This is a genomic window from Legionella hackeliae (assembly GCF_000953655.1).
GTDB classification, from domain to species: Bacteria; Pseudomonadota; Gammaproteobacteria; order Legionellales; family Legionellaceae; genus Tatlockia; species Tatlockia hackeliae.
Genome location: NZ_LN681225.1, coordinates 351,167 through 364,665 on the forward strand (window position 1 = coordinate 351,167; position 13,499 = coordinate 364,665).

The following is a 13,499-nucleotide window of genomic DNA, read 5'->3' on the forward strand; positions in this document are numbered from 1 at the left end:
GTTAGAGCGAAATTATACCCAATCTAGAGGCGATTGCGTAGGCGTGAGGTGCAGCTATATCTCATTATATCATTTGTTAACTTCCATTTGTTCTAATAGTTGTACTGCACTACCGTCCTGGTAAGTTGCCTTATCGATTCGTAAGTAAATAACTTGTTCAGCTTGAGAAATATTTACGTCGCGAACTCCCTGTAAGTTTTTTAATTGATGTATCAATTGTTGCACATCGGTGATGGATTGGGGATAGCTTAAGATAAGGGTTGAAACATAGATATCGGGTTTGATAAATAGTGAGATGACAAACCAGAGAGTCCCGAGACAGGCATTAATGATAAATACAGTCATGCTTCCGCCTAACTGAAATAAAATACCCGCAAAGGCGCCGCCTGCAAAAATACCTAAGAATTGGCTGCTGGAATACACACCCATTGCGGTACCTTTACTACTGGGATCAGCCTGCTTGGAAATCAATGAAGGCAGGGTTGCTTCGAGAATGTTAAATGCTACAAAATAAATAAACATCAAAACCCACAAACTCATCCATTGTTGATTAACAAAAGCTAACAATAATTGCATTAGACTCGTTGTAAAAACTGCTCCAATAAAAACTTTTTTCATTTGGCGTTTTTTTTCAGCCAACAAAATAAAGGGGATCATTACTACGAAGGAAAAAAGCATAAGAGGTAAATAAAAATGCCATTGTTGGCTTAAATGCGCTTGGCGAATATGTTGCTGTAGAAGAAGGGGAATAACATAGAATGTTGCAGTTAGAATAAAATGTTGAAAAAAAATACCGACATTTAAACGCTGTAAATGTCGATTAGACAGGACAGTTTTTAGCAAGGTGAAATTCGCTTCACTATCTGCATGGAAGCTTTCTTTCTTAGGTGTGGGAATGACAAAATGCAATAAGTACAAGCCCATTAATGCAAGAATAGCTGTTAAATAAAAAATACCTGCTAAACCAAAATGTGAAGTTATTGCAGGACTAATAACCATCGCCAAACTAAATGACATACCGATAGTCATACCGATTACGGCCATAGCTCGCGTTCGATGATTGTCCGGAGTTAGATCAGCCATAAGGGCAATTAATACACTGCCGATAGCTCCTGTACCTTGCAATGTGCGAGCAAAAATCATCGTATAGATTGAATGGCTTAAAGCGCCAATTAGACTGCCACAAGCGAACATTAACAGTCCAATGGTTAGGATTGGTTTACGTCCAAAACGATCGGAAAGTAGGCCAAATGGCATTTGCAATAATCCCTGGCTTAAACCGTAACTTCCTAACGCCAAACCAATTAAGGAGGGTGTTGCTCCGTCAAGCTTGCCGGCAAATATCGTAAAAACCGGGATTAGCATAAACAATCCCAACATACGAAATGAAAAGATAGCGGCAATAGGAAAGACTGTTTTTAACCAGGAATACTTCATTAACGACAAGGCCTCTTAATGTGATTTGCTGATGGTACAAAGTTAGCGTCTAGGTGACAAGGATATCTTTATAAGAAATGGAGGAATAGGGTTAGTATGATTGACAGACTGGGCGAATCACTGTAGTTTTGATGCATTTTTTACCGAGAGGAAAAGGGTAATGAGCATATTTGCTAATAAAGTATCATTAATTACAGGTGGAGCTCGAGGCATAGGTAAAGCAACTGCCTTGAAGTTAGCACAAGCTGGCAGTGATATAGCAATTGTTTATTACAACAGCTCTGATGAAGCACAACGCTTAGTTGAAGAGATTCAACAGTTAGGACGTAAGGCAGTCGCTTTACAAGCGAATGTTGCTGACCACCAATCTGTTAAAGAGATGTTTACCCAATTTCGTGAGCATTTCTCACAACTTAATTTTTTAATCAGCAATGCTGCGAGTGGCGTATTAAAACCGGCATTAAAAATGTCAACCAAGCATTGGCGTTGGTGTTTGGAAACAAATGCTCTGGCTTTAAATCATTTAGTGACAGAAGGACGAGAGTTAATGCCTCCGCAGAGCCGTGTTATTGCTTTGTCGAGTTTAGGAGCGCATAGAGCGATCCCAAATTATGCATTTATTGGTGCATCCAAGGCAGCGCTTGAAGCATTAGTACGCTCTTTAAGTCTTGAGCTTGCAGAATTCGGTATAACGGTTAATACAGTGTCTGCGGGAGTGGTTGATACTGATGCACTAAAGCATTTCCCCAACCGTCAGCAGTTATTAGACGAATACCACGCTCATTCATTATCAGCAGAACCGCTCACAGCAGCAGATGTGGCTGATGTTATATATCTCTTATGTCGACCTGAAGCAAAAATGATTAATGCACATACTTTATTTGTTGATGCGGGCTATAGCCAGGTAGGCTAATCATCAGGTAAAACATCCGATTACTATCAATTGCTTTTCCCGCTTACGTGGGAAAGTAATTGATCAATTCTTTCTGAAGGCTTAATTGCAGGTGCCAAAACCTAAATACTTATTATAAGCATTGTCATCTTCATTATCAGCAGCGTAATAACTGTCGTATGAACAAGACACGTCCTCTTTCTTTTCGTGCATGGGCGTGACGATTGACGCTAGGATCTGCTTTTTAGAGGGATTGGGAATTGGATCTAGCTTATTCGCTAAAGTCGCCAGCGTATCTAAAATTTGAGAATAGGTTGGTCTCTCAAAAGAATCTTCATGCATCATATTTCGAAGTAACGCTTTAATCTCTGCGTGACACGTCGGAATTTCATTCATCCGAGAATACAACGTGGCGAAGGAGGGACATTTTGCTGCCCAAATGACATCAGTGGGGTGAAAATCAGGATTTGCAAACACATCATCACCCCACAAAAGCATTAATACTCGACCAAGCGCATAAATATCGGTTTCAATAGTGCTGTTTTGGTAAAACGAATAGCATTCGGGAGCTGCGTAGGGAATTGCACCATGATGTTCTTTTGAATCATCAAAACCTTTGATAATAGCAAAAGCGAGATCGATGAAGTACGCAATAAATTGCTTATCCACTAAAATATTTTTAGGATTTATGTCGCGATGGATAAATCCCTGACTATGAATTTGCTCCTGGAGGGCTTGAACCAGGATGATTGTTAGGTCGAATCGTTGTTGGATGGTTAACTGATTTGCCTCAATGAGCTCCATAAGCGGTAGACCTGGAAGTTTACGCATAACGATATAACTTTGCTCTTCATCAACAGTAAGTGGCTTACAGTGGAAAAGGCTCAAAGCGCGTAAATTGCTGACCTCTTTTTCAGCGTTTTCTTTCGAGACATATTTAAACGGTTGCACCTTAACCAGGCGTTGCTTATCCTCAGGTTTAATTTTGGTAATTAGTTCGCTCTCATCAATAGAGATGGTTAACAAGCTTAAATAAAGCTCACCAAAACATCCTTTGCCATAAATGTTATTGCCTAATACCTCATAAACATTTTTAGAGCTTGTTGAGTCTAAATGCCTAATAATGCGATGGCTGAAGATAATTTCTTCGTCATCTATCCAGTGTGAACCCATTGCAAATGTAGTTTTATTCGGGGTGGCGGTGAGAAGCTGGTGTACTAAAGAGCGATTGCTCGCCGTTAAATTAAGTAAATTAATATATTGAGCCATTGGAAGACCCAGAGTTAAAAAAGGTGTCTAATTTTATCATATTATGAGCAAAACAGAATCATATGGTTTTTATGAGGTACCCCAATTGTTGGTGGTACCTCATAAAAATGATTGAAAACTTCTGTAAACTCTTTGCAGACTAGCCAGGTAATCTACCTGCTCTTAGAGAAGGCAAAATTTCTGCTAAAGGTCTCTCGGGAACTGTCAGTAGTGGCTGTGTACTATCACTGACCATGGCTAATAAGCTAAGTAAACTATTCACACCATGGCAAACAGCATCTGTACGAACCGTTTGAGTACTAAAGTTGGTTATAAAGCCGCCAATTGCTCGCTCTGGATTTTTTACGTCGTAGGTATTGGCTTTTGTGTAGGCATTTTGTAATAACCAACGAGTCGTCAATATCATTGGTTTACGATATTGGTTGCAGTCCGTAAAATGAGTGGTTTGACAAAAATCATACAGTACTCCCATGACCTCATTAATCCACCCATTACCACTTGGTGTGATAGCATCACGATAACGTCCATAGGTATATGCATCATGATTATCGGTAATTTGCTGCGATAATAGTTTTGCAGAGGTTTGGCGAATGATGTCTAAATAGGTATTGTCATTATTGATTTTGGCATAATCAATCATGGACATTAGGACCCAACTGGTAGAGATAGAGTTTTTGGGTCGGAAATCATCACCAACAAAGATATTTTGCTTTTTAACCTCATCTTTGAAGTGATTTGCGACTTTTGTCGCGCCGTTATAGTAACGCTTCTCTTGGGTGATTGCATAAAGGCGCGACAGGGCTGAGAGTACTTGGCCAGAATAAAGGAAAGACTGTTTATCATAAACATGCCAGTCATTGTTTTTGCATACAGCAATAGGTGTCACATTGCCATCGGGTTTTACCATGGTTAACAGCCAATCCCCGGCTTTCTTGGCAGCAGTAAGATAACTATCATCGTTATAAAAACGATATAACTCTAAAAGGGTAAAAATTGTTTTCGAGGTTGTTCCTACAACAACACGGCATTGTTTCTGGGACGAAGCAGGATCATAAGAATAATAAAATCCTCCTGCATGTGGTCCGGAAGGTACTTGCATGGATAAAATAAACTTGGCAATGGGTTTGAAATTTTTTTCAAGTTTAGGGTCATGGTTAAATTTATAGAGTTTTAAAAAAGTATACAAACTTGAAGCGCTATAAATGGTGCGTAATTTCTCTTCTGGTTTATCTTGTCCGGCATCATAAAATTTAAAAAAACCATGTAAAGAGGGGTGCATGACATTGAGCAAATATTCTTGGCTATTGGCCACTTGGTCTTTAATGGTTGGGACATCCAGAACGCGAACTGCGACACGATTCCCTAAAAGTTCTAACCCTTTTTTCATAAACTCAATAAAAGAATACGTTTGTGTGGGATAATAATCAAAGCTAACCTTGAAGCGGAATTGTGCCAACTCATTTCCGGTAATTTGTTTTAGTGTGGTATTTTTTAAAGCATTTTCGGTGGCTGTTTGCACCACGTGTGCCAAATCTTGTCCTTGTGCATTACCTCGTCCAATCTTGGTGCCCTGATAATAAACGCTGATTTCAGTACTCCAATTTGGAATTTGGTAAGATTTATTCCATAGAACGTCTAGTTGCGTTGCTGCTAAAGGCGTATGGACAATCACATTATTTGCAACTGAGCGAACGTGCGCAATGACCATGTCGCGGAACTCTTGATTTTGGTTAACCTCTATTGATTGCGAGCTCGTATTAGGAGATGTATAAGAATGAGCAAGATGGAATGGTAAAGAAACAAGAACGGACAAAAGGATTATTTTTATTTTTTGCATTATTCCCCACTACCTTTTAAGAAAAATCTTAAGAAATTTTTCAACACCAAAGGAAAAGTATAAGAGATAACTGTTTTTTTTTATAGCCTTAAGATTTTAACGGTTCTTGATCTATGAGTGGGTATAATTTTTTCAATATGTTCAAAAAGGATTAATCGTTTATCTGGTGTTTCTCTTTGTTGCCGTAGCTGTCTATTAAAAAATTATGATATACTCCCGGGTTTTGAAAAACCAGTAGAGTTCTAGAGGAATAAACATGAATGTAGAAAGCGTATACCCTAAGGTAAGGGAAATTATCGCTGATGTCTTGGTTATTGACGAAGAAGAGGTTTCTTTGAATAGTCGTCTGATAGCTGATTTAGGCGCAGAGTCTATTGATTTTCTTGATTTGGTTTTCCAACTGGAAAAAGAATTCAGCATCAAGATCCCTCGCGGCCAATTAGAAAAAAACGCTCGTGGCGATTTGGCTGAAGATGAGTTTGAAAAAGGCGGTGTGTTAACTGCTAACGGTATGCAAGCACTTAAAAACTACTTAAGTGAAGTACCTGCCGAGCATTTCAAAGCTAATCTAAAGGTCAATGAGATTCCAAGCCTCTTTACAGTAGAAACTTTTTGTAAATTGGTTGTTGTTGCAGTTAATGAAAAAGCTGAAACTCCGGCCTGATGCGGTTTTTATTTGTCGATAGAATTTTGCAGTTATCTCCTGGAGAATCCATTCGGGGGATAAAGCATATCACACAGGATGATGCCTATCTATGCTATGATGAGACAGGCAAACGTTGTTTCATTCCTTCATTAATTGGTGAAACACTTGGGCAATTGGCTGCATGGAACGTCATGTCTTTTAATGGATTTACCTTGCGTCCTGTGGCTGGTGTAGTAGCAAGTGCACGTATCTATCGTTCTGCCTATGTCGGAGAAACTCTTGAATTAGAGTCATTCATCGAGCGGCTTGATGATACCGCTGTGCAGTATCACAGTGTTGCACGTATTCGTAATGAAATTGTATTCGAAGTCGATGGTGCTTTGGGGCCCCTGCTTCCCATGGAGGAATTCATCGATGTCGAAGAGGTTCGCCGACAATTTCATGAAATAAATCGACCTGGGAATTGGTCTCAAAGTGCTGGTTCTCCCTGGCAAATAATGACAACTGAAGTTATTCCACCTATTCCTGCGCTATCTTTTGATAGAATTGTTGCGCTAGAACCTGGCGTCTCATTAATCGCAGAAAAAAATGTAACTCGAGCAGCACCTTATTTTCCGGATCATTTTCCAAGAAAGCCGGTGTTGCCGATGACTGTTTTATTAGAGTGTAAGCTTAATTTAGCGCGAGAGTTTTTGGCGCAATCAAAATTTAATACGGCCTACCAAATCAGCGAGTTACGTAAAATAAAAATGAATGATTTTATTCATCCAGGCGATACGGTCACCTGCCATGTTAAAGTCAAACAACAAGATGATAGTCAATTAATTTTAAGTTATCGCAGTGAAGTCGAAGGGAAGCGTGTCTGTGTTTTAGAGTTGGTTATGACTGCGAGGGGTTGCTAATTATGAACAATAGACGAGTTGCAATTACTGGAGTAGGTATCGTTTCCCCCTTGGGCAATGATGTCAATTCTACTTGGCAAAATTTAATGGCGGGCAATTCAGGTATTTCTGAAATTCAGCAATTTGATGCCAGTGGGTTTCCAACTCGAATTGCGGCAGAAGTAAAGCATTTTCAGCCTAGTCCCCTTATTAAAGGTAAGCATAATCGCTTTGCAATGGCATTCACCCATTATGCATTGGATGCAGCACTTCAGGCATTTGATGATGCAGGTATTCTTCCTAATAAGCAGACTGCTTCTCGCTGGGGCGTGGTGACTGGTAGTGGGATGATGACTGCCGAATTTGATTATTTGCAACGCTTTCAAAATACTTGTGCCAAAGACGGCATTATTAACTGGCAAACTTTACAAGAGCAGTCCCAGCATTTTTATCGTTTGGTTGATTTTGGTAAAACGACGTCAAATTCTGGTCTTTCATTGCTAATACAACAATTTGGTATAGAGGGCTATGCGTCTTCTGTACATACAGCTTGCGCTTCAGGAGGTCAGGCCCTTGGACTTGCCATGCAAGTCATTCGTCGAGGTGAAGCGGATTTTATGCTAGCAGGTGGTTTTGATTCTATGATTAACCCATTGGGTTTATCAAGTTTCTGTCTGTTGGGTGCCTTGTCAACGTATAATGATACTCCAACCACTGCGAGCAGACCTTTTGATGGTACTCGTAATGGTTTCGTTTTAGGCGAAGGTGCAGCCTTTTTAATTCTTGAAGAATGGGGCAAGGCAAAAGCTCGAGGCGCAAAGATTTATGCTGAACTAGCTGGTGAAGGAAACTCATTAAGCTCTTATCGCATTACTGATTCTCATCCCAATGGAGATGGTGCAATTCAGGCTATTCAGCGTGCTTTGGATGACGCTGGAGTTACTGCCCGTGATGTTGATTATATTAATGCGCATGGTACTTCCACTAAAATGAATGATTTAAGTGAAACCAATGCTATAAAAGCGGTATTCAAAGATCATGTGAAGCATCTGCCAACAAGTTCAACAAAAAGCCAAACTGGTCATTTGATTGCTGCTGCAGGAGCGCTTGAGGCGGTATTGTCAGTGCTAAGTATTCAACATGCACAAATTCCCCCAACTGCCAATTTAACGACACCCGATCCTGAGTGTGATCTTGATTACGTAGTTGATGGTCCTCGCGAAAAATCATTAGGGGTTGTACTTTCTAATTCGTTTGGTTTTGGTGGCTCAAATAGTTGCTTATTATTTAAGCATCCCGAGTTTGGAGGAGAAAATTAATGAAAAACTCCAATCGTGTTTTTATTACGGGATTAAGTGCTTTAACCGCCTGTGGTGATACAGCGGATAGCACTTGGGATGCCATTTTACAGGGGCAGACTGGCATCGATGAAATTAAACAATGGGATTTATCGTCCTGGTCGCACCGATTAGGTGGTGAGCTGAAAAATTTTCAGCCTGCAAAAATGCTGCCTGATCGAAAATTAATGAAAGTTATTTCCAGACAAGATGTAATCGGTATTAATGCAGCAATGCAAGCGGTTAATCACAGTCAACTAGTGGACTATCGCACTACACTAGAGCCTGAAATGGTGGACGTGTTTAATGACAGAACAGCTGTTTATGTTGGCTCACCGGGCAATAAATATTTTCAACAAGAAGATTTTTTACCCTTGTTGGCCAAAACACAAGGGGATATGAAAGCTTTCGCTGACCAGCTATTCAATGAAGTACACCCTATGTGGCTGTTACGTATTCTGCCCAATAACGTGCTTGCTTATACCGGTATTACCTATGGTTTTAAAGGCCCTAATCACAATGTTACCAACCACGCTGTGGGCGGAGCGCAAGCTCTAATCGAAGCTTATCATGCCATTGCGCAGGGCCAAGCTGACCGAGCTGTGGTGGTCGCCTATGATATGGGTATTGAGCCACAAGCTCTGTATTACTATGAAAAATTAGGGGTAATCAGTGAGCACGATCTAAAGCCCTTTAACCATGATCATGATGGTACCATTCTAGCAGAAGGTGCTGCGGCCTTGGTTCTGGAAAGTGAAGCCAGTGTGCGAGCACGCTCCGCCCGTTGCTTTGGCGAAATCGCCGGGGGGATGTCAGCAAGTGAAGCAAACGGCCTATTTTCTCTTGAGGCGGATGGTGAGGCACTGACTGCTTTAATCAAACGTACCTTGGACGAACATCATTTAGAGGCTAAGGACATTGATTTCGTCGTCGCGCATGGGAATGGAAATATCAAATCAGATGACAGTGAAGCACAAGCAATTCAGAATGTTTTTGCAAACACACCGGTGACAGCCTTTAAATGGGCAGTGGGACATACTATTTGTGCGTCGGGTGTTGTTGATGCAGTATTAACCAGTTATGCGCTGAAAGATAAATGTGTACCAGGTATTGCTAACTTTACCAAGGCAACATCAGCCGGTGAGCATTTAAATATTAACGCGGCACATCGGCATCTAGAGAAGGCTAAAATCGCAATGATGATCAATCGAGGATTTGCCAGCATGAACGCTTGTATAGTGATTAAAGCTTGTGACTGAATTAAGCACGAAAATTGATAATGCACGCATCTCATGGATGGGGCGTTTTTTACATCGATTTGTTCCCTATCGGCGCAGTATTATTCGTGCAAACATCAATCAGGTATTTGGTAATCAGCTAGATTCAATCCAGAAAGAGCGATTGGCAAAAGCATTTTATTCTCACATGGCCACTTCTATTAAAGAAATTATTCAGCTGCGATTCATGAGTGAGAAAAAATTGCGCGAGCGGGTAGAAGTTCGTGGATACCAACGGTTACTGGATATCGTTGCTCAAGAAAAAGGTGTATTGATTTTAACCGGTCATTTCGGTAATTGGGAATTTGCCCCCCTGGGTGGGATATTAAATTTTAAGGAATTTCAGGGGCAGTTTCATTTTATTCGTCGAACCTTGGGTAATAAGACTATTGAACAATTGCTATTTCGACGTTATTACCGTGCGGGTCTAAATGTAATCCCCAAAAAAAATTCTCTCGAGCAAGTTTGCAATGCGCTTGATCAGAATCATGCGGTAGTGTTTGTACTCGATCAGCACGCCTCTTTGGTCAATCGCGATGGCGTCGCGGTTGAATTTTTTGGTAAAAAGGCAGGAACTTATCGTAGTTTAGCGAGTTTTGCTCGTCACACAGGTGTTCCTGTAGTGCCAGCAGCAGGTTATCGTTTACCCAATGGTAAACACGTGCTTGAATTTCATGAGCCAATCTATTGGAAAGATTATGAGACAGCACAAGAATCAATTTATCAGAATACACTGGCCTACAATCAAGCCCTGGAGCGCATAATACTCACACATCCAGAACAGTGGCATTGGCTTCATAAACGCTGGAAATTAAAAGAGCCTTGTTAATTGCTGATATTGGGATGTTGAGTAAAAAACTCAAAATTATAGTTGTATAGCCCAATAAATGTACCATCTACTTGAAATTGTAAAATAGCTTTGTTGATTTGTGTGATTTTATCCTGATTGATAGGGGAGGCGATAATGCCCAGTCCTTCACCTATTTGAAAATGCTCTGTAAGGACTCTGACATCATTGGGATATTGATGTGCTAAATAAAGCCCACTAAAGTAATTCCCAAAGACCGCATCGAGTTTGCCACTTTTAAGATCCAGGAATATATCCTGATAATGGTCATAAGGGATTATTGTGAATTGGTCGATAAAATTTTCGGCGAGATAGTGGTAATATTCCCTTGGACGTAAGGCGCCAATGCGTTTTCCTTGCAAATCATCGACATTCTTGACAGGACTATCCTTCAATACAGTAAAGCCACCATCACACGGTAAATAGGGAATACTAAAAATGAATTCTTGCCTTCTATCTGGTGTAATTACAATGGAGCCAATAGCGAGATCAACTTCATTGTTACGGATGGCATCAAGAAGATCAATAAACGCAAATGACTTATAACTACAGTCCCACTGGAGCTTAGAGCAAATAGCGTTCATTAGATCAATGTCAAACCCCTGCGTTATCGCCGGGCTTGCAATGACATAAGGAGGATTAAAAACAGGTGTGCCAATGATAATTTTAGGATTAGCGGACAAGCAAATACTGTAGAAAAAACAACAGGCTATACAGAAGAATTTCATTCAGAGGGCTTCCTGCAGTAGTTTTTATCTACAGTATAGAACAAATTTTTTAAAGAAAGATTATTTTTTATTCATAATAAGAAAATATTCAACAAGTTATGTTAACTCTATGATTCAAGCAGGGTATGAAAGCCTATCCAGACGATAGGCTTTTCTAGAAATTAGAGATTTCCTAGCCAGTTTAGACCAATGAATGGACCGTGTAATGCAAAATTGGATTCATTATTACCACCAAGTACACCGATGAAATGGGTAGGATTGAAATAGTTGACCCACATCCATCCTGCATCAATAGTCAATTTACCTTGAGTCATTGCCCAGCCATATTTAGCCCCAAGTTTAGCTTCCAATTCAGGTACAATTGTAGTTTTTGAACCGTTAGCAGCTAAGCCCAGTACGCTAAGAATAGTGGCTCCGGTATTGAATTTTGAATCACCCACAAGAATGGCCGCAGCGCTATTACCAAAAATAGCCAATCCATTACCAAAATTATAGGTCATATCCATACCAACACGAGGACCTAACCCATTGAATGTATTATCAATTGAGAGGTAGAAAGGAAGTGCTCCCGGAATGATATAGCCGGATGATCTCGTTTCATTTTTTATGCGGGCATATTGTATACCGGCATGGAACCGAATATCTTTAAACTCACCGAAATCGACATGTTGACCGAATTCTAAATTAACAGCGTCCCATTGAGGTTCAAAACGAGTGGTACCATAAAGTCCCGCATTAAAGCCAGGAGTAAAGGCGCCTGCATAACTATAATCGATGTCATTTTTCCAGTGATACCAATTCAGATTTAAATCATTACCCGTGTTAAAATGATACGACGCTTCTAACATAAATCCCCAATGCCAATCGGTGTTTACGTCAGGATAGTAACGGGTAATATTGTCTGATGATCTATAGGGGCCGTACCCATAATCTACATCGTAAGTCGATTGAAGATAGAGTGCTTTAACACCAAAATCCCAACCCTGCCACTCACATGGAACGGTAACATTACCAGGAACACAAACAGGACCCATCGTGCCTGCAAATAATGAACTGCTACCTAAGACTAAAACAGCGAGAGCACTCTTTGTAAATCGCAACATGGATTAATCTCCTTATTAATTCTTATTATTTTCAATGCGATAAGTGAATGATGATACCTAATTAACCGTAGAAAACCTATTTTTTTAAATAATTTTTTTATGTTCTTTTGTGAATTTTTTGTAAAATAAGACCCTTCCTTATCATTTCTTAACTAAAAACAAACAAGCCAGCAATAAATTCATCATCTTGGCTTAAGCTTTATTAGCTAAAATTACGATTAGACCCCAAATAGAGGAAAACATTATGTCCAGAACTAGAACAGAGAAGCCATCCAAATTAGAGCAATTAAAAGCATTAAAAAAAGAATTACTAAACATTGACGCACAAGTGATAGAGCTTTATACAGCAGGTAATTTACCTGAAGCTATAAACTTATTAGATGAGGCTAAGACAAAGTATCTTAAAGAAGTAGGGAATCTTTCTGCGGTCAAAGGTGAGAATGTACAAGAGCTCGCTCAATTTTCACAAGAAAATTTAAGACCAATTTTTGAGTACTTTAAAGATTGGAAGGAAAATTTAGAAGCGGAACTTGAGGAGAAGCAAATTAGAAAACCAGTGGTAGCTGAAACTGTATCAGCAAAGAAAGGATCCGCTCTAGAAGCTGTACTTGAAGTTAAAGCTAGCAAGCAATCGGCTCAGGAAGAAAAAGTTGCAAAGCTAGAAAGAGAAATTAGGGAAAGACGCGCAGAGGAAGAGAAGAGACGTATCGCTGAGGAAAAGCGTGTTGCAAAAATTGATAAATTAAGCGGTGAGCTAAAAGATTTACTTAAAGAGTTTAAAGACTACGTGAATGTTGCTTTACCGGAAACCAAAGGGGAAAGTAGAAAAGCAGATATTCGCAATGCTGCTCTGCGTTTACATTCAAACTTAGATCAGGAAGCGAACAAATTACTTGAGAATCCTTTCGATAAAAAAGTTCAGGAATCTTTTCTAAAGAATTTAGAAACTTTAGTAGATACAGCCTTAAAAGGTAATCTATCAAAAGAGCCAGAGTCTTATCTAGTAGCATTGAAGCTTTTAAAGCAGGTAGCGAATTGGTTCATCGGTTTGGTTACTACAAATCCCAATTCTTTTTGGAAAACTGACACCGAAACTGTAGTTAAGGCGAAAGCTTTAAGTACGGACCTAACTCAAAAAATAAATACTTTTGAACAACAAGAACAACAAGAGAAGCGTGAAGCTGAAGAAAGAAAAGAAGGTCCTACATCATTTCTTTGATGGTATTTTAATACCTTTGATGCTTT

The 13,499-nt window shown here is 39.8% G+C and carries 12 protein-coding genes; 7 read left to right on the top strand and 5 right to left on the bottom strand.

Annotated features, from left to right (window positions below):
* Positions 1–69: 69 nt before the first annotated feature.
* Positions 70–1,437, bottom strand: coding sequence for an MFS transporter (locus LHA_RS01690; RefSeq protein WP_045105002.1), 1,368 nt, complete (start codon positions 1,435–1,437; stop codon positions 70–72).
* Positions 1,438–1,597: 160 nt separating this feature from the next.
* On the opposite strand from LHA_RS01690, the gene fabL reads away from it, so the two are divergent.
* On the top strand, positions 1,598–2,350 hold the full coding sequence (fabL, locus tag LHA_RS01695) for an enoyl-[acyl-carrier-protein] reductase FabL (RefSeq protein ID WP_045105003.1): 753 nt from the start codon (positions 1,598–1,600) through the stop codon (positions 2,348–2,350).
* A gap of 81 nt (positions 2,351–2,431) precedes the next feature.
* Here the strand turns inward: fabL and LHA_RS01700 are convergent, their stop codons facing one another.
* Positions 2,432–3,598 carry a protein kinase domain-containing protein gene (locus LHA_RS01700; protein ID WP_045105004.1) on the bottom strand — a complete coding sequence of 389 codons (1,167 nt, stop codon included), beginning with the start codon at positions 3,596–3,598 and terminating at the stop codon, positions 2,432–2,434.
* Positions 3,599–3,737: 139 nt separating this feature from the next.
* The gene (locus LHA_RS17215) at positions 3,738–5,435 is read right to left on the bottom strand and encodes a glycoside hydrolase family 76 protein (protein ID WP_058393139.1); all 1,698 of its coding nucleotides are present in this window, start codon (positions 5,433–5,435) and stop codon (positions 3,738–3,740) included.
* A gap of 256 nt (positions 5,436–5,691) precedes the next feature.
* Here LHA_RS17215 and LHA_RS01710 point away from each other — a divergent pair, with 256 nt between their 5' ends.
* The 5 genes from LHA_RS01710 to LHA_RS01730 are packed head-to-tail and all read left to right on the top strand — an operon-like array spanning position 5,692 to position 10,405.
* Entirely contained in the window at positions 5,692–6,099 is a 408-nt protein-coding gene (locus LHA_RS01710; protein ID WP_045105006.1) for an acyl carrier protein, read from the top strand.
* Complete coding sequence (locus tag LHA_RS01715; protein WP_045105007.1) at positions 6,099–6,983, top strand: hotdog family protein; 885 nt, start codon at positions 6,099–6,101, stop codon at positions 6,981–6,983. Before LHA_RS01710 ends, LHA_RS01715 begins: the two co-directional genes overlap by 1 nt.
* Before the next feature lie 2 nt (positions 6,984–6,985).
* A complete protein-coding gene (locus LHA_RS01720; protein WP_045105008.1) occupies positions 6,986–8,281 on the top strand; it encodes a beta-ketoacyl-[acyl-carrier-protein] synthase family protein in 1,296 nt (431 codons plus the stop codon).
* Positions 8,281–9,558, top strand: a complete 1,278-nt coding sequence (locus tag LHA_RS01725; RefSeq protein WP_045105009.1) for a beta-ketoacyl-[acyl-carrier-protein] synthase family protein — start codon at positions 8,281–8,283, stop codon at positions 9,556–9,558. The genes LHA_RS01720 and LHA_RS01725 overlap by 1 nt, the downstream gene beginning before the upstream one ends.
* Positions 9,559–9,595: 37 nt before the next feature.
* Positions 9,596–10,405, top strand: coding sequence for a lysophospholipid acyltransferase family protein (locus LHA_RS01730; protein ID WP_370447953.1), 810 nt, complete (start codon positions 9,596–9,598; stop codon positions 10,403–10,405).
* On the opposite strand, the gene LHA_RS01735 is transcribed toward LHA_RS01730, so the two are convergent.
* A complete protein-coding gene (locus tag LHA_RS01735) occupies positions 10,402–11,151 on the bottom strand; it encodes a transporter substrate-binding domain-containing protein (RefSeq protein ID WP_052673550.1) in 750 nt (249 codons plus the stop codon). The genes LHA_RS01730 and LHA_RS01735 overlap by 4 nt on opposite strands.
* Positions 11,152–11,312: 161 nt before the next feature.
* Positions 11,313–12,254 (bottom strand): Lpg1974 family pore-forming outer membrane protein, encoded by a 942-nt coding sequence (locus LHA_RS01740; RefSeq protein ID WP_045105011.1) that lies wholly within the window; start codon positions 12,252–12,254, stop codon positions 11,313–11,315.
* 328 nt (positions 12,255–12,582) lie between these two features.
* Here LHA_RS01740 and LHA_RS01745 point away from each other — a divergent pair, with 328 nt between their 5' ends.
* Entirely contained in the window at positions 12,583–13,473 is an 891-nt protein-coding gene (locus LHA_RS01745) for a hypothetical protein (protein ID WP_147292380.1), read from the top strand.
* Positions 13,474–13,499 lie beyond the last annotated feature (26 nt).